The sequence below is a fragment of the Mesonia sp. HuA40 genome, from assembly GCF_008017835.1.
Classification (GTDB): domain Bacteria; phylum Bacteroidota; class Bacteroidia; order Flavobacteriales; family Flavobacteriaceae; genus Mesonia.
Genome location: NZ_VRLT01000029.1, coordinates 210,296 through 234,308, shown reverse-complemented (window position 1 = coordinate 234,308; position 24,013 = coordinate 210,296). Strand labels below are relative to the sequence as shown.

21 protein-coding genes are annotated in these 24,013 nt (G+C 35.0%); 14 read left to right on the top strand and 7 right to left on the bottom strand.

Annotated elements, in window-relative coordinates; translation table 11 throughout:
- The first annotated feature begins 94 nt into the window (after window positions 1-94).
- Together FT993_RS07325 and FT993_RS07320 are read left to right on the top strand one after the other, a co-directional pair.
- On the top strand, window positions 95-430 hold the full coding sequence (locus FT993_RS07325; protein ID WP_147861889.1) for a hypothetical protein: 336 nt from the start codon (window positions 95-97) through the stop codon (window positions 428-430).
- A 339-nt stretch (window positions 431-769) separates the two neighbouring features.
- Window positions 770-1,105, top strand: a complete 336-nt coding sequence (locus FT993_RS07320; RefSeq protein WP_147861888.1) for a hypothetical protein — start codon at window positions 770-772, stop codon at window positions 1,103-1,105.
- A gap of 229 nt (window positions 1,106-1,334) precedes the next feature.
- Here FT993_RS07320 and FT993_RS07315 read toward each other — a convergent pair whose 3' ends face one another.
- Both FT993_RS07315 and FT993_RS07310 read right to left on the bottom strand, forming a co-directional pair.
- Entirely contained in the window at window positions 1,335-1,973 is a 639-nt protein-coding gene (locus FT993_RS07315; protein WP_147861887.1) for a viroplasmin family protein, read from the bottom strand.
- Complete coding sequence (locus FT993_RS07310) at window positions 1,973-2,560, bottom strand: phosphoribosylglycinamide formyltransferase (RefSeq protein WP_147861886.1); 588 nt, start codon at window positions 2,558-2,560, stop codon at window positions 1,973-1,975. The genes FT993_RS07315 and FT993_RS07310 overlap by 1 nt, the downstream gene beginning before the upstream one ends.
- A gap of 151 nt (window positions 2,561-2,711) precedes the next feature.
- Between FT993_RS07310 and FT993_RS07305 the strand changes: the two genes are divergently transcribed.
- From FT993_RS07305 to FT993_RS07280, 6 genes are all read left to right on the top strand, one after another.
- A complete protein-coding gene (locus FT993_RS07305) occupies window positions 2,712-2,948 on the top strand; it encodes an acyl carrier protein (RefSeq protein WP_147861885.1) in 237 nt (78 codons plus the stop codon).
- Window positions 2,949-2,960: 12 nt separating this feature from the next.
- The gene (fabF, locus tag FT993_RS07300; RefSeq protein ID WP_147861884.1) at window positions 2,961-4,214 is read left to right on the top strand and encodes a beta-ketoacyl-ACP synthase II; all 1,254 of its coding nucleotides are present in this window, start codon (window positions 2,961-2,963) and stop codon (window positions 4,212-4,214) included.
- A gap of 14 nt (window positions 4,215-4,228) precedes the next feature.
- Window positions 4,229-4,960, top strand: a complete 732-nt coding sequence (gene rnc, locus FT993_RS07295) for a ribonuclease III (protein ID WP_147861883.1) — start codon at window positions 4,229-4,231, stop codon at window positions 4,958-4,960.
- Window positions 4,961-5,073: 113 nt separating this feature from the next.
- Entirely contained in the window at window positions 5,074-5,559 is a 486-nt protein-coding gene (locus tag FT993_RS07290) for an IPExxxVDY family protein (RefSeq protein ID WP_147861882.1), read from the top strand.
- Complete coding sequence (pyk, locus tag FT993_RS07285) at window positions 5,559-6,989, top strand: pyruvate kinase (RefSeq protein ID WP_147861881.1); 1,431 nt, start codon at window positions 5,559-5,561, stop codon at window positions 6,987-6,989. Before FT993_RS07290 ends, pyk begins: the two co-directional genes overlap by 1 nt.
- Before the next feature lie 132 nt (window positions 6,990-7,121).
- Window positions 7,122-7,610: a hypothetical protein gene (locus FT993_RS07280; protein WP_147861880.1), complete on the top strand. Its 489-nt coding sequence runs from the start codon at window positions 7,122-7,124 to the stop codon at window positions 7,608-7,610.
- Between the two features lie 59 nt (window positions 7,611-7,669).
- Here FT993_RS07280 and FT993_RS07275 read toward each other — a convergent pair whose 3' ends face one another.
- The 3 genes from FT993_RS07275 to FT993_RS07265 form a co-directional block, all read right to left on the bottom strand.
- Window positions 7,670-9,556, bottom strand: coding sequence for a M1 family metallopeptidase (locus tag FT993_RS07275; protein ID WP_147861879.1), 1,887 nt, complete (start codon window positions 9,554-9,556; stop codon window positions 7,670-7,672).
- A 90-nt stretch (window positions 9,557-9,646) separates the two neighbouring features.
- Window positions 9,647-11,326: a S8 family peptidase gene (locus tag FT993_RS07270; protein WP_147861878.1), complete on the bottom strand. Its 1,680-nt coding sequence runs from the start codon at window positions 11,324-11,326 to the stop codon at window positions 9,647-9,649.
- A gap of 7 nt (window positions 11,327-11,333) precedes the next feature.
- Window positions 11,334-12,197 (bottom strand): MBL fold metallo-hydrolase, encoded by an 864-nt coding sequence (locus FT993_RS07265; protein ID WP_147861877.1) that lies wholly within the window; start codon window positions 12,195-12,197, stop codon window positions 11,334-11,336.
- A 143-nt stretch (window positions 12,198-12,340) separates the two neighbouring features.
- On the opposite strand from FT993_RS07265, the gene FT993_RS07260 reads away from it, so the two are divergent.
- A complete protein-coding gene (locus FT993_RS07260; RefSeq protein WP_147861876.1) occupies window positions 12,341-14,227 on the top strand; it encodes a sodium:proton antiporter in 1,887 nt (628 codons plus the stop codon).
- Window position 14,228: 1 nt separating this feature from the next.
- Here the strand turns inward: FT993_RS07260 and FT993_RS07255 are convergent, their stop codons facing one another.
- A complete protein-coding gene (locus FT993_RS07255) occupies window positions 14,229-14,984 on the bottom strand; it encodes a YebC/PmpR family DNA-binding transcriptional regulator (protein WP_147861875.1) in 756 nt (251 codons plus the stop codon).
- 288 nt (window positions 14,985-15,272) lie between these two features.
- Here FT993_RS07255 and FT993_RS07250 point away from each other — a divergent pair, with 288 nt between their 5' ends.
- Complete coding sequence (locus FT993_RS07250) at window positions 15,273-15,542, top strand: hypothetical protein (RefSeq protein WP_147861874.1); 270 nt, start codon at window positions 15,273-15,275, stop codon at window positions 15,540-15,542.
- Between the two features lie 49 nt (window positions 15,543-15,591).
- Here the strand turns inward: FT993_RS07250 and lepA are convergent, their stop codons facing one another.
- On the bottom strand, window positions 15,592-17,388 hold the full coding sequence (gene lepA, locus FT993_RS07245) for a translation elongation factor 4 (RefSeq protein WP_147861873.1): 1,797 nt from the start codon (window positions 17,386-17,388) through the stop codon (window positions 15,592-15,594).
- 143 nt (window positions 17,389-17,531) lie between these two features.
- Here lepA and FT993_RS07240 point away from each other — a divergent pair, with 143 nt between their 5' ends.
- From FT993_RS07240 to FT993_RS07225, 4 genes are all read left to right on the top strand, one after another.
- Complete coding sequence (locus tag FT993_RS07240) at window positions 17,532-19,940, top strand: TonB-dependent receptor domain-containing protein (protein ID WP_147861872.1); 2,409 nt, start codon at window positions 17,532-17,534, stop codon at window positions 19,938-19,940.
- A gap of 245 nt (window positions 19,941-20,185) precedes the next feature.
- Window positions 20,186-20,440 (top strand): hypothetical protein, encoded by a 255-nt coding sequence (locus tag FT993_RS07235; RefSeq protein WP_147861871.1) that lies wholly within the window; start codon window positions 20,186-20,188, stop codon window positions 20,438-20,440.
- Between the two features lie 56 nt (window positions 20,441-20,496).
- Window positions 20,497-21,264, top strand: coding sequence for a GLPGLI family protein (locus tag FT993_RS07230; RefSeq protein WP_187240776.1), 768 nt, complete (start codon window positions 20,497-20,499; stop codon window positions 21,262-21,264).
- On the top strand, window positions 21,252-23,906 hold the full coding sequence (locus FT993_RS07225; protein ID WP_147861869.1) for a TonB-dependent receptor: 2,655 nt from the start codon (window positions 21,252-21,254) through the stop codon (window positions 23,904-23,906). The genes FT993_RS07230 and FT993_RS07225 overlap by 13 nt, the downstream gene beginning before the upstream one ends.
- Window positions 23,907-24,013: the final 107 nt, after the last annotated feature.

Here is a 24,013-nt window from a genome sequence, read left to right as displayed (position 1 = left end):
ATAGATTATGCTAAAACCTGATCTAGGTATCACACTAACAATAGAAGACAAGCTCGCTGTACAGCAATAAGACTAATCAGTTATTTATTTACATATGAACGATATTTACTTAAACGGATTATTACTTCTTTTGGCAATATTGTATTTTTTGAAAGAATATAAGCACCAAAAAGAAGCATTGGCTACAGTTAAACACGGTAAAATTTTATTTTTTTTACAATTTATGGCCTCCATGGTATTCATAGGTCTCATAAGTTTAAAATTAATGAGCGTAAAGATTTTATTGCTGTTTATCCCCTCCTTAATAATTAGTTTCTACTTAAACTACCGGCTGTACAAATTAAAACCTTCTACCACCAAAATTATTTATACTCTAAGTGTTTATACCATGGTATTGATAGCCATTAAGGTTTTATTATTCCCGTCATAATAAGTTTTTTTATTGACTTGCTACAAAGTATGGGAGTTTAAAAATTTTTATCTCTAGAAACAACCAGCTATGCTACAAAATCAAACTTTGAGCTACTACCAGTTTGGTTAAGCCATAGTTTAAAATATAAATACCATTAAGAATTAGCTTAATTTGTAGATTACTCTCTGTAAAAACCCTAAATAAATTGTAGCTTGGTTTAAATTATTTAACATTTTTATCTGGTAAAATTTGTTTTAATCGTTTTTTTTTTGATTTGTGGAGTTGTATACCTGCCAATACTGCACGTGCAACACTTTGAGGATTTTAAAACAAAAAAATATAATATAACCATATATTATGAGAATTAATAAGATGATAATTGTAGGGCAGTTATGGATAAACTTACCTATGCTGATTTTTGCTTTTTTCTATGCAGCTGCAATATTAAAAGATTCCGCCTTCCCTTATTTAACAACAACAATTATTTACATCGTGGTTTCAGTTTTATATTGGGCTTATATGTCACCTAAATATCAATTATTCGCAGCAAAAAATTTGGACACTCTAAGAGAATTTAAAAAATTCAAAGTTCTTGCAAATAAATCCTGTTTATTGTGTGATAAAAACTTTTTTAAAAATATAGAAATATGGAGCAGGAAAGATAAAGACTTTTTAAAACAAAAGTTTCAATAAAAAGATTTATTATGATAAAAATGAGAGGTTGAATTCAGCTATAATTTTACTTCCGTCTTTTTTAGTATGTCTATAAATGTGTATACAACTAAATCTATTAAAAAAATCTAAGCTTTTACCTCAAATTAATTTTAAATTATTCTTGTACTTTCGTAAGGTTTGTTTCTGGTAAAAGTTGATGAATAATGGTTAAACTATAACAGAGGGTTTTTTAAACCCTCTGTTATAGTTACTTCCTCCCAAAATCCGCAGGGATTTCTCCCCAGTTTTTAGTATCCCATTTTATGATTTTGGTGGTGAAGTAATTCGTGGCCAGCCATTTTTCGGCACGATCTACCAACTCAAAAATCGCGGCATTCTTAGGGTTTCGTTTTAATTTAGTATTACATTTCTTTTTATACACCCAGCCAATTGCAATTTTTGAATCGGAATAAACGGCGTGAGTATATTGGTTTTTTTTAAGTAAAGCCAGTGCGTGTACAAGTGCTAGAAATTCACCAATATTATTGGTTCCTTCTTCAAAAGGACCTTTATGAAAAATTTGCTTGTTGTTTTTTATCCAAACACCCCGGTATTCCACCTTTCCTGGGTTTCCGCTTGAAGCGGCATCAACCGCCAGCGCATTAAAATCTACTTCTTTAACTCTGCGTTCAAGTTGTTCTAAACTGGGCTCATTTTTATTATGCGCCTTTGCCTTTACCTCATCGTAGGCTTTATTAAAAGCTTTTTGAGCTTCAGTAAAACTAGAAAAACTCTTGTATTGCGCTCCTTGGTAACCTGTTATTTGTGCTTTACAATCTTCCCAAGAAGTAAAAATGCCGGTTTTTTTTCCTTGCCAAACAACATAATACTTTTGCTTTTTAGCCATTATTGCAATAAGTTTTCTATTACTTGAATAAAGTGCTCATGCTCTAAACCGTGAATTTTTTCTTGTAAGGAATCTAAGGTTTCATCGGGTTTAATGGGTACTTTAAATTGCGCTATATGCTCGCCTTCATCATAATTCTCATTCACATAATGAAAAGTTATACCTGTTTCGGTATCATTATTTTGTAAAACCGCTCGGTGTACAAAACTACCGTACATACCTTTACCTCCATATTTAGGTAACAAAGCAGGATGAACGTTGATTATTTTATTAGGAAAGGCCTCGATAATCGCTTTAGGCATTAACCATAAAAAACCGGCCAGTACAATAAGGTCGGGCTTTATTTGCTGCAGCATTTGCAAAAGTTCATTACTTTCATACAAAGCTGCTTTATCAAAATGAACAGCTTGCACCCCATGCTCATGGGCCATTTTTAAGACGGGAGCTGTTTTTTTATTAGAGAAAACGTGACTTACTTCTACCTCAGCGTGGCCATCAAAGTGCTGTATTATCTTTTTGGCATTAGAGCCTTTACCTGAGGCAAATACCACTATTTTCTTAGTCTGCGGAAGGGATTTATCTATCAAAACAAAGCTTTTTTAGTGAATTATTAGGTAGTAAAAATAGTTACTTTGTATAAATTTATGTAAATTGGACACACATTTTTGGCAAGAAAACTTGTTTTAACCTAAAGTTTTTTATTTTTGCCACTTAATCAAATTTTAAAATTAGAAGATTATGTCAGACATTGCATCAAGAGTAAAAGCAATTATCGTTGATAAATTAGGAGTTGACGAGAATGAAGTAGTAAACGACGCTAGTTTCACCAACGATTTAGGTGCTGATTCATTGGACACCGTTGAATTAATTATGGAATTCGAAAAAGAGTTCGATATTCAAATTCCAGATGACCAAGCAGAAAACATTTCAACTGTAGGTCAAGCTATTTCTTATATCGAGGAAGCAAAAAAATAATACATCTCAAGTATGGAGTTAAAGCGAGTAGTAGTTACAGGTTTAGGTGCCCTTACCCCCATTGGTAACAATATACAAGAATACTGGGATGGTTTGGTAAGCGGGAGAAGTGGTGGAGCACCCATCACTTATTTTGATACTGATAAATTTAAGACGAAGTTCGCTTGTGAGATTAAAAACTTCCCTTTTAATGAGTATTTTGATCGCAAAGAGTTAAGACGTCTTGATAAATTTGCACAGTATGCTTTGGTAGCTTCAGATGAAGCAATAGCCGATTCAAAACTAGATCTTGATACCATTAATAAACACCGTGTTGGTGTAATATGGGGTGCAGGTATTGGCGGTTTAGAGACTTTTCAAGAAGAAGTTAAAAACTTTGCCAATGGCGATGGTACTCCAAGGTTTAACCCATTCTTTATCCCCAAAATGATTGCTGATATAGCTCCAGGGCATATCTCAATTAAACACGGGTTTATGGGGCCAAATTACACGACAGTTTCAGCTTGTGCTTCTTCGGCCAACGCATTGATCGACGCGCTTAATTACATAAGATTAGGCCATAGCGATGTAATTGTTACCGGAGGTAGCGAAGCCGCTGTTACCCAAGCAGGTATGGGAGGTTTTAATGCGATGCACGCACTATCAACCAACAACGACAATCCAACCAAAGCATCAAAACCCTTTGATGCAACACGAGATGGATTTGTTCTAGGTGAAGGTGCAGGAGCATTAATTCTCGAAGAATACGAACACGCTAAAGCGCGCGGAGCTAAGATTTATGCCGAAGTAGTTGGAGGGGGAATGTCTTCTGATGCTTATCATATGACGGCTCCACACCCTGATGGGGTTGGCGTAATGGCCGTGATGGAAAATTGCTTAAAAAACGCTAATTTAAAACCAGAAGATGTAGATGCTATTAATACACATGGTACCTCTACGCCACTTGGTGATGTAGCCGAACTTAAAGCTATTTCTAACGTATTTGGAGAGCACGCAAAGAATATCAATATCAACTCCACCAAATCGATGACCGGGCATTTGCTAGGTGCAGCTGGTGCGATAGAAGCTATTGCCTCTATCTTAGCTATGAAGCACAGTATAGTGCCACCCACTATTAACCACGAGGTAGCCGATGAAAACATTGACCCTAGTTTAAACCTTACGTTAAATAAGGCGCAAGAACGAGAGGTAAATGTAGCCATGAGCAATACTTTTGGTTTTGGCGGTCACAATGCTTGTATTTTGTTTAAGAAATTAACTGAATAAGCCTTTGTAATTATATGAGCATTATTCAAAACATATGGAATTCCCGTTCAAAAAAGAACGGGAATTTTTTTGTGGCTATTCAGAAAATTATCGGGTTCAAACCCAAAAATATTGAAGTTTACCAACGTGCGTTTACCCATAGATCTATGAATAAAAAAGATTCTCAGGGTAACGATATAAACTACGAACGCTTGGAGTTTCTGGGTGATGCTATGTTAAGCGCAATAATAGCCGCCCATTTGTTTGAGGAAGCCCCACAGGGAAATGAAGGCTATCTAACCAAAATGCGCTCAAAAATAGTAAGCCGTAAACATCTAAATGAATTAGGTAAAGACCTTAACCTCATCGGTTTAGTTAAAACCGGTTTACCCAAACAAAATTTTGGCGATAACATTCACGGCAATCTTTTTGAATCTCTTGTAGGTGCTATTTATTTAGATAAAGGATATAAAAGCTGTAAAGCATTTGTAAAGCGCCGCGTAATTGACCCATACGTAGACATTGAAGAGCTAGAAGGTTTCGTTATCAGTTACAAAAGTTTACTTATAGAATGGTGCCAAAAGCAAAAAATCGCTTTTAATTTTGAGTCTTATGAAGATACTGGAGTAGCCGAGCAAAAACATTTTGCAGTCAAATTATGGCTAAATGATAATGTACGTGCTAAAGCACGAGCCACCAGTAAGAAAAAAGCAGAAGAAAAAGCAGCAAAAAGAGCCTATTTTGCCTTACAAAATAAGATTGGCTAGTACTTTTATAAGCTACTATTTACCTACTATTCTTCACAATTAGTTAACGTGTTTTTGTGCTGAGATTTTGTTATCTTTGATTTTGGTTGGCACACCAAAAATCAAAAGGAATTATGGCCTATAAATTGCTTGTCGATGAATTGTTAGAAGATGATTTTTACCTTATAGGCATTCACACTTCTTTAGAGCATATTCGATTAGCTTATTTTGCCAATAAATACCTGCAACTACAATTTAAACGTTGTGCAAGCGATTTAGATTTTAAAACAGATGAACAATTGGCTTATTTTGCCTTATTTCATCACCAAGATATCTATCGCGAGGTAGATTACTATTTAGTCGAGAACAAAATCAGTTATCTACCGCAAAAAAAACCAACCGCAGGATCTTTGTTTCAAGATTTACCAACAAATACTAGAAACCTCAACTTGATACCCGAATATCCTAAAGTTGACTTCTGGTTGAAAATAGAAAATGAATCTGACGAAAATGAAATTTTAGGTTTCGTGAGCAAGCTTAAAAAAATAAACCAAGTTTTGACAGCATATATAATAGATGCGTCAAAGCTAAAATCAAAACATCATTTAATTTTTAATTAATGAATAACATAAAAAAAACAAAAATAGTAGCCACTCTAGGGCCCGCAACTAGCAATAAAAGCGTTTTAAAAAGCATGCTTGAAAAAGGAGTGAATATTTTTAGAATTAACTTTTCACACGCCAATTATGACGATGTAAAAAAAAGAATTGCGAGTATTCGCGAACTCAATGAAAAATACGGTTTTAACGCAGGCATTTTAGCCGATTTACAAGGTCCCAAATTACGCGTGGGTATCATGAAAGAAGAAATTGTTGTGAGTAAGGGAGACCAAATCACCTTTGCTACCGGCGAAGAGTTTCAAGGTACAAAAGACCGGGTTTTCATGAATTATAGCGAATTTCCTAAAGATGTGAAGCCAAAAGAACGCATTCTGCTCGACGATGGAAAGTTAATTTTTGAAGTGGTAAGCACTAACCTAAAAAATGAGGTAGTTACCAAGGTTATTCAAGGTGGGCCACTACGATCAAAAAAAGGGGTGAATCTTCCCAATACTAATATATCGTTACCGGCTTTAACCGAAAAAGACTTTAAAGATGCACAATTTGCCATTGAGCAAGAGGTAGATTGGATTGCCCTTTCATTTGTTCGTAATGAAAAAGACCTGCAAGTACTTAACGATCTCATTAAAAAACATAGCGAACACAAAATACCGGTAATTGCAAAAATTGAAAAACCAGAAGGAGTAAAAAATATCGATAAGATTATTAGTGCTTGTGACGGTTTAATGGTTGCACGTGGCGATTTAGGTGTAGAGGTTCCTGCCCACGAAGTACCCCTAATTCAAAAACAATTGGTTTTAAAAGCAAAAAAAGCACGTATTCCTGTAATTATTGCCACACAAATGATGGAAACCATGATCTCTAGTCTCACCCCTACCCGAGCAGAGGTTAATGATGTGGCCAACTCTGTTATGGATGGTGCCGATGCGGTTATGCTTAGCGGAGAAACCTCAGTAGGAAAATATCCGGTACAAGTTATCGAAAAAATGTGCCAGATTGTTAAAAGTGTTGAAAACTCAAAACTCATAAGCGTACCCCATGACCCACCGCATATTCGCACCAACAGGTATATTACCAAAGCTGTTTGTTACCACGCCGCTATTATGGCCAATGAAATTAGCGCTAAAGCCATTTGTACCTTAACCAACTCAGGGTATACCGCCTTTCAAATCTCTGCTTGGCGTCCTAGCGCCCATATTTTAGCTTTTACAAGCAATAAGCGCATACTTACCCAGTTGAGTTTATTATGGGGCGTAAATGCCTTTTATTATGATAAATTTGAGAGTACCGATCAAACCGTTGAAGATGTAAATCTTATTGCAAAAAATAAAAAACTGGTAGCCTCAAACGATTTTGTAATCAACTTGGCCTCCATGCCTATAGAAAATAAAGGAATGGTAAACACTTTAAGGGTTTCAGAAATTAAATAAATTATGCTGGGCGTTTCCCAGTAAGCCTTTCAAAGGATTACTGGGTCGGGCTTTCGCTACTCGCTTTTTGCAAAAAAAATGCAAAAGAGCTTAAACAAGCCGCTCAATCCCTAACGCAAACAAAAGTAACCTATGAAAAAGAGTATATTTAAATTCATTGCTATGCAGGCGCTTATCGGCGCGGTTATTTACTTTATAATTCACTATTTTATCTTCAACAAACAAGAAGATTTATCAGGTAGTTTGCTTACTACTGTGTTTTTTGTAATTTTTATCGCGGTAATTACACCGCTTATTTTTGCTCTTATCCGTAAAATTCGTAAAGACAAACCTTATAATTTGGCTGCAGACGAGCAGGTTTTATATGAAACAATTGCTTTTATTCCCGCCTATATGTCTGTACAAAAAACCAATATCAAGCTTACAGACAGGAACTTTATTTATTGGCAAGGCAACCAAGAATTGGCTATACCCTATCAACAAATAAGTTTACTTGAACTACAAACACCCTTTGGTGATAGCGCCTATAACATACACCTAAAATTAAATAGAAGAAAAGCCCAGTTGTTTTTTACCGAGGATAAAGAAGCTATTTTAAAGATTTTAAAAAACAAACTATAATGCAAAAAAAGCGGCCTACAAGGACCGCTTTTTTTTTACTGACTTCTATTTCTATACTATTATGGCTTGTATATATTGTTTTCTCTATTTACATCGGCCATTTTTTGTGAAGGGTCAATCTCTACCTTCTCTATCTGGTTTTTATCGTTAAATAAAATGATTTCATAAGTAGGGTGACCCCAAGCCCAGGCAGTTAATTTTTCTGCATCTATTGGTTTTTCCCAATACATCATCTCTAACGGAATGTAAAACATCCTGCTGCTACCATCGGTAAAAGTTACCTTTAGCTCGATGGGCATAGGCATTAAACCGTGGCGTTTTAACTTGATTTTAGTGCGCTCTGTAGGTAAAGCATTCACTGCTTCAATTCCGTAATCAATGGTATTGGTAGTTCTTGTCCAGTCATTTAAATACCAGCCTAACTGTGCACCACTAACCTTTTCTGCTACACGAATAAAATCATTAGGAGTAGGGTGTTTAAATTGCCAGTCTTGGTAATAACGCTTTAAAGTTTTATCTAAATTTTCTTCTCCTATTAAATAACCCAACTGCGATAAGAAAACGGCACCTTTCGAATAAGCCGCAAGACCATAAGCTTGGTTTAAGGCATATCTATCGGCGTGTGTAGTTTGCGGTTGTTCTGCACCCGAATTGGCCAAGTAAATATATCCGCGGTAAGCGTTCTTTAACGGAAATTCATTGTTTTTATCTAATACATGATCTTCGGCTAGCGTAGAAATATAGGTGGTAAAACCCTCGTCCATCCATTCGTGTTTAGACTCATTGGTTGCCAGCACAAATTGAAACCAAGAATGAGCCAATTCATGTGCCGTAACCCCTAATAGGCTTTCGTAGGTACGGTTTCCTGTAATTAAAGTGCTCATACCGTACTCCATTCCGCCATCGCCACCTTGAATTACAGAATATTGCTTGTAAGGGTATGGACCAATATGTTCATTAAAAAAATCTAATAGCTTTTCTGTATCGGGTTGTAATCTTTTCCAGTTGGCGGTGAAATTGTTTTCTTGCTCATATTCCGGATTATCTTTATATAAAAAGTGCAAGGTTACCCCCTCTTTGGTTACGCGTTTATCGTGTACAAAATCGGGATCTGCTCCCCAGGTAAAATCGTGTACTTGCGGCGCTACAAAATGCCAAGTTAACTTTTTTCCTTTGTGCTCTATGCGAGTACCTTCGGCTTCGTAGCCATGACCTATTTCTTGTGGATTTTGTAAATAACCAGTTCCGCCTAATGTATATTCTTTATCGATAGTGATTTTCACATCAAAATCACCCCATACCCCGTGAAACTCTCTTGCGATATAAGGGTTAGCGTGCCAGCCTTCAAAATCATACTCGGCTAATTTAGGGTACCATTGCGCCATAGATAAAGCTACACCCTCTTTACTATTACGCCCCGACCTTCTTATTTGTTCTGGTATTTGCGCCTTCCAGGTCATTTGTAAAGTGGTTTGTGCACCAGGCAATAAGGCTTGATTCAGCTTAACTTGCAGAATACTCCCTATTGTTTTATGCTTCACAGCAACTCCGTCTTGAGATAAGGTGTTTACTTTGATATACCCCATTTCTTTATCATTTAGCAAAGCAATGCGACTTACTGGTTTAGGGTTTTCTTTAGTGCCTTGATTTTCTACCATTCTACCATCTGGATCTGGAATATCTTGTAAACGTGCATCCATCTCACTTCCCGGTTGAAAAGCGTTGAAGAAAAGATGATAAAAGACTTGTTTTAAGGTGTCTGGAGAATTATTGGTATATACCAACTCTTGTTTACCGGTGTAAGTGTAATTTTTTACATCTACATCGATTTCCATTTTATAATCTACATGTTGTTGCCAGTAAGAACCGTTTCCGCCTTGAGCGAAAACAGAAAAGTAACTTAAACAAGCAATACAAAAAGTTAAAAAAGTTTTTTTGTCTATCATTATAATTGGGTTAAAAAAAAGTGTTCTCTAGGAGCGGCAAATAAAATTATCGACTCTTTAGAGAACACTTAATTAAAATTAATATTAATATTATTTGCTCATTTTATCGGCTAAAATAAAGGCATTGTACAAGTTAACCATTTTTCCTGAAACAGAAAGTTCACTAAACGGTCTAACGTCTTCTGGGTTACCACCAACAATTACATCTGCACTTGAAGATAAACCACTTTGCATAATTACTTGTTTAACTTGCGCTGCAGTAAGTTTAGGATAGTAAGAACGTATTAACGCCGCTACACCTGCTACTGCTGGAGCCGCCATCGATGTACCTTGTAAGTACTCATACTGATCTAAAGGTGTGGTAGCCCAAATTTTTGTGCCCGGTGCAAAAACATCTACATTTTGTTTACCATAGTTAGAAAAACTTGCTACTAGCTTGTCTCCATAGGCATAATTTGAAGCACCCACAGTAAGGAAATTATTGCTTATCTCTTGGCTTTCTCCTGGCTTTTGATCGTTTGGATAAACCATTTTGGTATCTAAATCTGTCGCATCATTTCCTGCAGCGTTTACAATAAGTACGTCATGCTTAGCCGCATATTTGATCGCATCTGTAACCCATTCTGGATCTTGTGAAAAGTATTTACCAAAACTGGTGTTGATTACCTTAGCTCCGTTATCAACTGCATAACGTATAGCCAATGCGATATCTTTATCATACTCATCACCATCTGGAACTGCACGTAAAGCCATTATTTTTACGTTTTTAGCAACTCCATTCATTCCTATGTTATTGTTTCTCTCGGCAGCGATGATCCCTGCAACGTGGGTACCGTGCTTAGCGTCTTCTTTTTTCTCATCTGGACCGTCTACATCATTATTACCGTAGTTAACATCGGTAATATCATAAGGGTCATCGCCAACTATAGCTCTACCGTCAAGTTCTAAGTTAAAGTGAGACTCTAGTCGAGTATTAAAATAATCTATACCCTCCTGCAGTTGTTCTTTAGCTTCTTCTAAATCACCAATATTCATCATGATATTATTAAGAAAAGCTTGGGCTTGCTGCAACTCTGGGGTATCAGCTTCCATAGCCATTAATTCTTTACGGCTAAAATCTTCTTTCCCTAACTTTTCACTAACCAATTTTGACGAGTTGTTTACGCTGGCCAACAATTGTTGGTAGTAGTTTTGGTTTTGTGTGGTTTCGTTATATTCCTTTTCAAACTCCTGCTGCGCCGCTTGGTACATTTCAAACTCAGCTAAATCTGATGCTGCCACATCATTTTTGGTTTTACCTTCATATTTAGGCTGCAGTCTTTTAATAATTCGTACATACTCTAAATTTTCAGCAATGGCATCACCTAAGAAATTCCATCCGTGTATATCGTCTATGTACCCGTTTTTGTCATCGTCAATTCCGTTTCCTGGAATTTCATCTTCATTTACCCAGATAACATTTTTTAGATCTTCGTGTTCTATATCGACACCACTATCTATTACCCCAACTATTACCGTTTTTCCTTGGTAGTCTTTAATGATTTCATCATAAGCTTTTTGCACACTCATACCCGGTATGGTATCTTGTACCAAATCTGCTCCTCCCCAACCTTTAAGCTCAACATCTGTAAGCGCAATATTTTTTAACGGTTGTTGATCGATGTTTTGTATGGGTGTAGAAGTAATCACGGGGCTGGTTGTCCCACAACTTGCGGCAATAAGGGCAACGGTTGCCGCTGCAAAAGCCGATTTTAAAAATGGTTTTCTCATGGTTTATTTAATTATTAAAAACTTCGTTAAAGGTGTATATTTTATCTACTCTCACTCCTTTTTCTGTATTTTTAAGCGTGATGATTTCATTATGTGCATCGTGCTCTAAGAACAAATAATATTGTTGAGCTGCCGCTTCTTCTAAAAAGGCTTTCTTTTCTTGTAAAGTTAGCAAAGGTCTTGTATCGTACCCCATTACATAAGGTAAAGGCACGTGCCCTGCTGTAGGTAACAAATCGGCCATAAAAACCAATTTTTTACCTTGATAATTGATATGTGGAATCATTTGCTTTTCGGTATGTCCATTTACAAATCTTATTCCAAAATTTAATTCTTGGTTGTGTTGGAAATCTTGACCGTTACGAGGTAAAAAACTTAATTGCCCGCTTTCTTGCATGGGTAATAAATTCTCTTTTAAAAACGATGCTTTTTCTCTATCATTAGGATTGGTTGCCCATTTCCAATGCTCCTCATTAGTCCAAAATTTTGCATTTTTAAAGGCGGGTTCATATCCTGTACGGTCTTTATTCCAAGCAATTGAACCTCCGCAGTGATCAAAGTGTAGATGAGTCATAAAGACATCGGTGATATCATCTGGATGAAAACCTGCTTTTTTTAATGATTTTTCAAGAGAATCATCGCCCCAGCGATAGTAATAACTGAAAAATTTATCAGATTGCTTATCGCCTAAACCATTATCAATCAAAATCAATTTATCTCCTTCCTCAATCAAAAGACAGCGCGCTGCGATATCTATCATATTGTTAGAATCGGCAGGATTTGTTCTAGACCATAAACTTTTAGGTACCACACCAAACATGGCTCCGCCATCTAACTTAAAGTTTCCTGCTTCAATAGGATAAAGTTTCATAAAAAATATAAAATTTATTTTTGCTGCAAAATAATAAAATCATTAGGTTTTATTGGGTTTAAAGGGATATTTAACACAGCTTTTTTAACATTGTCAAAGGCATTTTTTAAAAAAATAGTATTTTCGTTTCAAAAATAAAACCTATGGTAGAATTAGCCGGAATTATAATTTTAGGAATATTAGCCCAATGGGTAGCTTGGAAATTTAAAATACCGGCCATCTTACCACTCATTCTTATTGGTTTATTTGTAGGCCCAATTGCTACTTTGTTTACAGAAGATGGGAGCAAACTTATAGAACCTATATGGAATGGAACCTCTGGTCTTTTTCCTGGTGAGAGTTTATTTTATTTTGTTTCATTAGCCATAAGTATTATACTTTTTGAAGGAGGTTTAACCTTGAGGCGGAATGAAATTTTAAACGTAGGACCGGTTATCGTAAAGTTAATTACGGTGGCCGTGGTGGTCACTTTTATTGGGGCCGGAATAGCAGCACACTTAATCTTTGGGCTCTCATGGCAAATATCGTTTCTTTTTGCAGCTTTAATTATTGTTACAGGACCTACAGTTATAACTCCTATACTACGTAACATTCCGCTTAAAAAAGACGTATCGGCTATTTTAAAATGGGAAGGTATTTTGATTGATCCGATAGGTGCTCTTGTCGCTGTATTGGTTTTCGAATTTATAAGTGCTGGTGAAGGAAGAGAATTTACTCAAACCGCTCTAATTGAATTTGGTAAAATTGTCCTTTTCGGATTTACTTTCGGGTTCACTTTTGCCCATACCCTTGCTTTTGCAATTAAAAAAAACATAATACCGCATTATTTATTAAACGTATTTACCTTAGCTACCGTTTTGGGAGTTTTCGTATTATCTGATGCTTTCGCGCACGAAAGCGGACTTTTGGCGGTTGTAATTATGGGATTGGTAATGGGTAATATTAATCTGCCTAATATTAAAGAAATACTATATTTTAAGGAGTCGCTAAGCGTATTGCTTATATCTATCCTCTTTATTTTGTTGGCAGCCAATATAAATATGGAAGATTTACTCTTGGTTTATAATTGGAATGCCTTAATCTTATTTGCCATTGTAGTCTTTGTAGTTAGGCCTTTAGGAGTGTTTTTAAGCAGCATCAACTCAAGTTTAAAAACCAATGAAAAAATCTTTATCAGTTGGGTGGGTCCGCGTGGTATTGTTGCAGCGGGTATTGCTTCTTTATTTGGCTTAAAACTAGCCAGTCAAGGGGTGGCCGGGGCAGAATACATCACTCCCTTGGTATTTATGATTGTGTTGGGTACCGTTTTACTCAACGCAACTACAGCAAGAAGTTTTGCTAAATTGGTGGGTGTATTTCTTACCCATAGCAGTGGCATTTTAATTGTTGGTGCTTCTTCGGTGTCCCGACTTATTGGTAGTTATTTAAAACAGAACAACCGCCACGTGGTGTTGGTAGACAATAACCGAAACAACATCCGTAAAGCAAAAAACCTGGGATTAGAAGCGATAGAAGGGAGTGTATATTCAGATGAATTGACCAATAATATAGAACTTAATGATGTAGGTTATTTGATGGCGCTAACGGGAAATACGGAAATCAACCAAACTGCTATAGAAAAGTTTCAAAATCATTTTGGTGAGAACGGTTCTTTTAGACTGGTATCATCAGATGAGATGACTGACCCCGAAAACAATCCTAAAGAAGGTTTATTTTCACCTACCGATGATTTTATTAAGCTTACAGAAACAGCGAGAAAGTACCCTCAAATAAAAGAAATAAAGCTTAATTCTCAAGAGCATTACAGCGGTTTGATAGAGATTACAAAGACAGATCCAGATATCATTCCGCTATTTGTAAAAGATAAGCAGGGCGAATTGAGTATCATTCCTTCGCATAGTCAAGAGGTAGAAATTGAGCAAGATTATATCTTGGTGTATCTAGGAAAAACTCTTGAAACCGAAGCCAAGCAAGAAAAAACCGACTTAAAAGAGACTGTAGAACCAAAAGAAAGGGCAAAAACCGAGTAGGCTAATCGGTTACGCTGGCTAAAAGCTCTTCGGTAATTTCGAGGGTATGATACACGTTTTGTACATCATCATCTTCCTCAAATTTATCGATTAAATCAAGAATTTCTTGGGCTTGCGCAATAGGTAATCTAGTCGTATTGAGCGGAATTCGCTGTAATTCTGAGCTTTTAACTTCTATGTTTAAACGCTCAAGGGCCTCACTCATCTTCCCAAAATCGGTAAAATTGGTATAGATGTAAATAAAATCATCGGTCTGCTCAAATTCTTCGGCCCCAGCCTCAATTAGCGCCAACTCAATATCTTCAAAATTTACGCTTAACTTTTCTTTCTCTATCGCAAAAACCCCTTTGCGATCAAATAAGAATTCTAATGAGCCATTGGTGCCTAGATTACCTCCATTTTTTGAAAATATAGATCGAATAGAGGCAACGGTACGGTTGGCATTATCTGTAGTGCACTCTACAAAAATTGCAATGCCATGTGGGCCATAACCTTCAAAACTCACCAGCTCATAATTATCGGCATCTGCGCCACTTGCTTTTTTGATCGCCCTGTTGATCGTGTCTTTAGGCATATTAACCCCTTTGGCATTGGCAATTGCATTGCGCAGGGCTGGGTTGGCATCCGGGTCTGGCCCTCCACCTTCTTTAACTGCCACACTTATTTCTTTAATTGCCCGGGTAAATTGTTTGGCTCTTTTTTTATCCTGCGCTCCTTTTCTATGCTTTATATTGGCCCATTTACTATGACCTGCCATAATTGTGAATTTAAAAATTAAAACAATAGATTATAGCTATTTTAAACTTAAAAAGCAACCCATAAAAAGCTAATTATAACTAAAAGGAAATATTAGGCTCTAATTTGTTTACTATTCTATCTATTTACTTTTCTAAATGGTATAATTGTAAGACTACTTAATATCGTAATTAACGGAATAGAGGCAGCTTACATTAAATTTTAGTATTTTTTTAATAAAAATGACACAATAATTTGCATTTTAAATAAAAACTTTTAATTTCACATTTTATTAACAAAACATATTAAAATGAAAAAAATTATTTTTATGGCCTTAACGGCTGGAGTTTTTGCGTTTACCTCTTGTTCAAGTGATGATGATGGAGGCTCATCAAACGATTGTCAGACTTGCTCTTTAGATTTTGGTGATATGTCTATTAGTAGTGAATTTTGTGACAATGGAGATGGCACAATTACCCAAATAGATGAAGATGGTGACGAGACTATTGTAGATTTGGAGGGAATGAGCTTTCAAGAATATATTACCGCTATGGAGCAAACAGGAATGAACTGTAAGTAATATCGTTTCAAAATAAAACCCCTTGTGAAAGGGGTTTTATACATAAAAGTTAGTCATTTAATTTAAGTACTGCCATAAATGCTTCTTGTGGTATCTCTACATTACCTACTTGTCGCATTCGCTTTTTACCTTTTTTCTGCTTTTCTAAAAGTTTACGCTTACGAGAAATATCACCACCATAACATTTCGCCGTTACATCTTTACGCAGCGCTTTAACTGTTTCTCTTGCAATAATTTTTGCTCCTATAGCCGCTTGTATAGGAATATCAAATTGCTGCCGCGGAATTAATTCTTTTAATTTTTCACACATTTTCTTCCCAATATCATAGGCATTATCTACGTGAAGTAAAGCCGATAGCGCATCTACCGTATTCCCATTAAGCAAGACATCTACCTTTACCAATTTTGAAGGTTTAAGGCCAATTGGGGCATAATCAAAAGATGCATAACCTTTAGATACCGTTTTAAGACGATCATAAAAATCAAATACAATCTCGGCTAAAGGCATATTAAAAGTAAGTTCAACACGCTCTGGGGTTAAATAGGTTTGGTTTACGATTTCGCCTCGTTTTTCAATACACAAAGACATCACTGGGCCTACAAAATCGGCTTTGGTAATAATAGTTGCCTTGATATATGGCTCTTCAACCCTATTCAACTTGGATGGTTCGGGCAAATCTGACGGGTTATTAACCAAAATTACCTCATCGGGTTCTTTATTGGTAAACGCGTGATATGAAACGTTAGGTACCGTGGTGATTACAGTCATATCAAACTCGCGCTCTAATCTCTCCTGTATGATTTCTAGGTGTAACATCCCTAAGAAACCGCATCGGAAACCAAAACCTAAAGCGGCAGAACTTTCGGGAGTAAAAACCAGCGAAGCGTCATTTAGCTGTAGTTTTTCCATAGAGTTGCGCAGCTCTTCATAATCTTCTGTATCTACCGGATAAATACCCGCAAATACCATTGGTTTTACATCCTCAAATCCGGCAACGGCCTCGGTGGTAGGATTTTTAGCATCGGTAATCGTGTCTCCTACCTTAACATCACGCGCATCTTTTATTCCCGTGATTAAATAACCTACATCTCCCGTTTTTATTTCTTTTTGCGGACTCTGTTTTAGAAGCAAAGTACCTACCTCATCGGCGTAATAATCTTTACCGGTCGCTACAAATTTTATGTGTTGGCCTTTTTTAATGCTTCCATTAATTACCCTAAAATAGGTTTCTACACCACGAAAAGGATTATAAACCGAATCAAAAATAAGCGCCCTAAGAGGAGCGTCAACTTTTCCTGTAGGTGCAGGAATACGTTCAATAATAGCAGTTAAAATCTCTTCTATACCTATACCGGTTTTTGCACTTGCAGGAATTACTTCCGATGCATCGCAACCCAATAAATCAACAATATCATCGGTCACCTCCTCGGGGTTGGCACTGGGTAAATCTACCTTGTTTAAAACAGGAATAATTTCTAGGTCATTTTCAAGCGCTAAATATAGATTTGATATGGTTTGTGCCTGTATGCTTTGTGCCGCATCTACCACCAATAGAGCTCCTTCGCAGGCAGCAATAGATCGAGAAACCTCATAAGAGAAATCTACGTGACCAGGTGTATCGATCAAATTAAGCACATATTCTTCTCCTTGATAAGGAAAGCGCATTTGTATGGCATGACTTTTAATGGTTATGCCACGTTCTCGCTCTAAATCCATACTGTCTAGAAGTTGTGCTTGCTTCTCTCTTTCGGTAACCGAACCTGTGAAATCTAAAAGCCTATCGGCCAAAGTACTTTTACCGTGGTCTATATGAGCGATGATACAAAAGTTTCTTATGTGCTTCATAAATAATATTCTAAAAAATGGGTGACTCGTAAGTCACTTTTTACTTGTAATTGCAAATATACTATTTTGATTTTCAAAAATAAGTTGCAAAAGCTAAATAGAATTAAGTAATTTCGTATCCACACGATGTAATTGGTTATTAATTGGTAAGATTTTTTATTTATACTTGTTTTTTATTAGCGTTTAGCAGCAATCTTAACGCTCAATTACATATAAGGGGTAAGGTTTTTAATAATCAGCAAAATCCTATAGCTTTTACCAATATTTTATTGTATCAAGCCGCAGATTCAAGCTTTGTAAAAGGCACCAGCTGCAACAATCTTGGTGATTTTCATTTTGATAACCTAAGCAGCGGTAAATATAAAATTGAGGTTAGTTACATCGGATACAAACCAATAACCAAAACAATTAATTTAGATAAAAATATAAACTTGGAAACATTTATATTAAAAAAAGATGAATCGCTTTTAGAGCAGGTGGCTATTACTTTAAGAAAACCTAAATTAATACAGCTGGCAGACCGACTTATTTTTGAGGTAGCCAACACCAGCCTCTCAACCAGTAGTGCTTGGGATATTGCTAAGCATACTCCTGGAGTAGTAAACTTAGGCGATAAACTAATGGTTAAAGGTGCTCAAGCAAGCGTATACATAAATAATAGAAAGGTTTATTTAAGCCCAGAAGAAGTGCAAAACATGCTCGAAAATTACAGCGGAGAGGCCGTAAACAAAATTGAATTAATTACAAACCCCTCTACGGCTTATGATGCCAACGAACGTGTTATTTTAAATATTGTAACCAATTCTTTATGGTTGCCTGGTTACAAAGGCAGTGTTGCCGCACAATATAAACAAGGAGTATATGCCAAATATCAATTAAATAGCAACCATTTTTATAAAACCAAAAAGCTTAATCTTTTTGCCAACCTATCGTTTTCGCCAGAAAAAAAGCTCAAGCAAGATGAAAGTTATATCAATTTTTTAAATAATCAAGACCTAATTTTTGAGAATTGGCAAACCGACTTTGAAAAAACAACGCAAGCAAGAAGTTATCAAATAAATACAGCTATTGATTATATTTTGAGTAACAAAGAAAAGCTTTTGTTGAGCTTAAATACCAATTTCACCCCTTTTCAAGAAGACAATATACGAGGAAAAACTCAAATATTTAATAGCCAGAAAACCAGAGACTCTTTATTTAACACCCGTAGTCTTTTAGATACAGAGCGCTTAAATTTAGGCCTAAATCTGGCGTATCATTACCAAATAAATGAGCAAAGCTTAATTAAAGCTCATTACCACCAAACTTTTTTTGACCGAAGCATAAATCAAGACATACAAACTATTTATAAAGCAGATGATTTAAGTGTGCTCAATGAAAATAGTTTTACCACAGCTGCCAACCAAAAAATTGATATTTATGCTACGGGGTTAGACTTTGAGCAAAATTTCAAAAAAATAGACTTTGTTGCCGGCATAAAACTATCGCATATCAATTCTGAAAATAGTTTAGCTTATACCAATATTAAAAGTGATGCTCAGGCAGTACAGAATGTACCCAATTTCAACGCCTTTGACTATAGAGAAAATATCTGGGCAGCTTATACCAGCGTAAAAACAAATGTTAAAAAATGGACCGCTCAAGGCGGACTGCGTGTAGAACACACCTATAGAAAAGGAGAAAATATTGCCAACACTCACAATTTTAAACGCGAGTACACCAGTCTTTTTCCTAAAATAAACCTTAGCTACGCCATCGACGAAAAGCAGCAACTAGTCTTTGATTATTCCCGTAATATAGATCGGCCCAATTATGAATTATTAAATCCGTTTTCTTATTTTATCAATGAAAATAGTTTACGCACCGGTAATGAAAGGCTGTTGGCAGCAATAAGCAATAATTTTTCTTTTAAATATCTTTTTGGAAATAATTATAGCCTAGATTTATATTATCGTGATAACGGCAGAAACACCACTCAGTTGACTTTTCAAGACAACAGCTTGCGTCTGTTACAAAACATACCTCTAAATGCAATTGACAGTAAATCATGGGGATTAGATGTTTTTCACGGTCGTTATCTCTTCGATTGGTGGTATGCACAAGCCATACTATCTGTTTTTCATGAAGAAGAACGCTTTCCTGCACTTTTAAGCATAGAAAACGCATATACCAATGAGGTTAACGGTTTTTACAGCTCTTTATATAGTAGTTTTACCTTATCAAAAGACCAATCTTGGAGCGCAGATGCCTCGTTTTTATATATTTCAAATTACTTAAGTGGTTCTTTTGTAGTTGATAATTTAAATAATCTTACTATAGGAGTGAACAAGTCTTTATGGAACAATGAAGGTGAATTATCGCTTCAAATTGCCGATATCTTTAATCAATATGCGTCCCGATTAAAATCGGTTTATCTCAACCAAAATAACGGTTACTATGCCTTGCCAGAAAATAGATATGTACAACTTGGCTTTACTTATAATTTTGGAAATACTTTACTTAAAGACAACCAAAGAACCATAGACCAAAGCGAACGCGAACGCCTGGATTAATTTCGCTTAAAGCGGATAGAATTACTCCTAATAAAAACAAGAGTGGTTGTAAAAATAAAATTACCTTTTAGCTATATCATAAGCCTACTGGCTCGTGAATAATACCTCTTTTTTTGAGGCAGCCTTATAACAGTAATTCGACTTTTAACAACCTACTTTCAAAAAATAATCGATTAATATGCTAAAAATTTGGTTAAATCGTTTTTTTTTTTAGGTTTGATTAATATTAACTTAAATTTTTTATTATGAAAAAATTATTATTCTTTTTTTGTTTGATTTTTGCAGCAAATTTTGCCTTTGCAGATAGTGCTAATAATTTAAAAAATCATAATTTGCAAGAAAGCTATGGCACTTGCACTTATTATATTACGAGAATAACTATTCATGAAGATGGTAGAGTTACAGAAACCACAACAAAGTACACTACTTTTGCTTTTAGTGAGTCGCATTGCAGAGAAATAGCCAAAGCACATGCCGCTTTTTTAAATGAAGTGCTCTAAAATAAGTTTTATTAAATGCTACGCATTTTTGAATGCGTAGCTTGCATTTAAGAATTATGAAGCAAATCTTACAAATTATTAGCATTTTTTTATTCGTTAATGCTTATGCCCAAAATGCTAATCAACTACTGGTTGAATACCATTTTAAAAACGACTATTATAGTAATGAAGAAACTTTAGTTGTAAAAAATAACACGACTCTTTATACAAATGATGAATTGAATCTAACAAACGAAGATAATGTTGCCCAAGATGAAGACGGCAGTTATTTAATAGGTCAAAAAAAAATCAGTTTAAAGAAAAAATCTATTTACGGGAATTTAAAGAACAATACCTATAGTATTATCATGCCTTCTAAGAAAAAAACCTATTTTGTAAAAGATTCTTTAGGTGATTTAGATTGGAAGATTCACCCTAAAGACACCCTAAAAATTGGTGACTATCTTTGCACCAAGGCAACTCTCAATTTTAGAGGAAGAGACTATATAGCCTATTTTACAGAAGAAATACCCATACCTGCAGGGCCTTGGAAGTTTAAAGCTTTACCTGGCTTAATATTGTTTATTCAAAGTACTTCTGGAACACTCACTTATTCTTGGCAGGTAAAAAAAATAGTATTGCCGTATAACGCAAAAATAGATTTGCAATCGCCTAATAATTTTAATGATAAAGCTATCTCTTTAAAAGAATACGTAGGAATTATTGATAAAAAGCATTTAAGCGACGCTAAGATTCTCGACGCTAGAGCCTCAAAAGATACGGCTGTTGAATCTACAAAAATTAGACGACTAGGAATTGAATTGGTTTATGAATGGGAAGAATAGCGTTTACTTTACTCCTTTTCATTTCTACAATATCCTCGGCGCAAGTAAAATTATTTGGCACAATATCGAGTAAATCAACTTTAGAAACTCCTGTAACCGTAAAAGTAAAAGACAGTTTAAATGAGTCGATTATTGCTTATACCTTTACAGATCATAATAATAAGTACAAGCTTACCGTAAACAAAATTGGTAAGTTCAATTTAGTTTTTACCGCACTAGGTTTTGAGAAAAAAATCATACCAATTACAATTACAAAGGAGCAAACAGAATTGAATACCAACGTAGTACTTGTAGAAAAGTCTATGCGATTAGATGAAGTGGTTATTCAAGCCGAAAAAGCTATAAAAGTAAATAATGATACTATAGTGTTTAAATCAAAGTTTTTTAAAGTAGGAACAGAAGAAACGGTCGAAGATTTACTTAAGAATATTCCAGGCCTACAAATTGATAATGAAGGAACAATAAAGGTAGGTAATCAAGAAATTGAAAAGTTAATGATTGATGGGGATGATTTTTTTAAGAAAGGCTATAAAGTATTGTCTAAAAATATGCCCGCTTACACCATCGAGGAGATTGAAATCTTAAAAAATTTTTCGAATAATAGCCTCTTAAAGGGTATTGAAGAGAGCAAAAAAGTTGCTTTAAATTTAAAGGTAGCCGATAAATTTAAACGCGTTTGGTTTGGCAACCTTGAAGCCGGTTTAGGAAATGATAATTTTTATGAATTTAGAGGGAACCTGATGAACTTTGGTAAAAAGAATAAATTTTATTTTTTAACCAATTTGAATAATATCGGTTACGATAGCACAGGAGATTTACAACAGTTAATAAGCCCAATAGGGGGTGGTGAGGTTACCAATATCGGTAATAACCAAGGCGCTAAGCAGCTCTTAAATTTGTCGCCAAGCACTACGAATTTCAATCAAAATCGAACCAATATCAATAATGCAGAATTAGCTTCTTTAAATGCAATCTTTAATCCTACTAAAAAGCTAAAAATTAAAACCTTAGGCTTTTTTAACTGGGACGAATTAGACTTTTTTAAAAATAATGTAAATGTTATAGAAACTGAAGGAACAAGCTTTACCAATATAGAGAATTATAAATTAAAGAATCAAAAATCAATAGCCTTTGGTAAGTTAGAACTAATTTATAATAGCTCAAAAACCACTTTATTAGAAGCTACTACCAAATATAATAATGCCCGTTTTAACGATGCCTCTAATCTACAATTCAACAATACTTCAACTATTCAAGATTTAAAGCACTCTAAAACGCTTTTTGATCAAAAAATAAGCTACACCCAACAACTTAAGAATAAAAAAGCAATAGTACTTTTAGGCCGTTTTATAGACGAAAAAGCACCTCAAAATTATAGTATAAACCGTTTCTTTTATCAAGATTTATTTCCAGAAAATAGAGATGCTAGTAGTGTTGCGCAAAGCAGCGAAAATCAAATGCAATTTGCAGGAATAAATCTTAATTTTTTAAATCGCAAAAAAAATAATGACTTGTTAGCTATTCAATTAGGAAACGAATACAGACAAGATGTGTTAAGAAGTACCTTCTCTCTTTTAAAAGATAATGATGTAGTAGCGCAACCTAAAGCTTATCAAAATGATTTAACCTATTTGGTTAATGATTTATATTTTAAAGGTAAATATCGTCTAGAGTATAATGATATTGGTGTTACCGGAAAATTTGCAACACATCAACTCTTTAATAAATTAGAAAACAAACAATTTTCTTCAAAACAAAACCCCTTCTTTATAAACCCGAGCATTGGGTTAGATTGGAAAATAAACGATAAAAATAAGGTTGCTACTGCCTACAGCTATAATACTACCAATGCAAAAATTCTAGACGTATACAGCAATTTCGTTTTAACAGGATTTCGTTCGTTTGAAAGTGGAAGCAATAATTTTAATCAACTTGATGCATCTCGATTTAATTTAAATTATCAATTAGGCAATTGGACCGACAAGTTTTTTGCTCATTCATATTTGGTGTACATCAAAAATCATAATTTTTTATCCTCAAACACTTTAATCAATCAGAATTTTACTCAAACTGAAAAAATATTGATAAAAGATCGTAAATATTTTAGTGTAAACTCATCTTTAGATTATTATTTAAATTTAATCTCTTCTAATATTAAATTAGATGTGAGCTATTCTAAAAGCGATTTTAAAAATGTAGTAAACAATTCAAATCTTCGAGAAGTAGTCTCAAAAAATTACAACTATGGTATCGCGTTACGCTCTGGATATGACGGAATTTTCAACTATCATATAGGGACTAAATGGACTACCGCAACTATAAAAACATCTATAGCTAACTCTTTCACAGACAATATGAGTTTTTTAAACTTATCTTTTGTTTTCAGTACCAAGTTCAACATTCAACTTCAATCCGAACGTTATTATTTTGGCAACCTAACAACCAATAACACCTATTATTTTTTAGATTTTAATGCACGCTATAAATTAATTAAGAATAAGCTAAGCCTAGGAATATCAGGAAATAATTTATTTAATACAAAAACGTTTAGAAGTTACTCGGTAAGCGATATTGGCTCTTCTACTACAGAATATAGACTCTTGCCTAGGTTTTTACTTTTAAAAGTAAATTACAGGTTTTAAAAAAATACCACACAATTAGAAGGTATAGATCAAGTAAGCACTACTATTTACACCAGTTTACCAGAAAATACCTATACGCTTAACGGGGCAATAAACAAAAAAATACC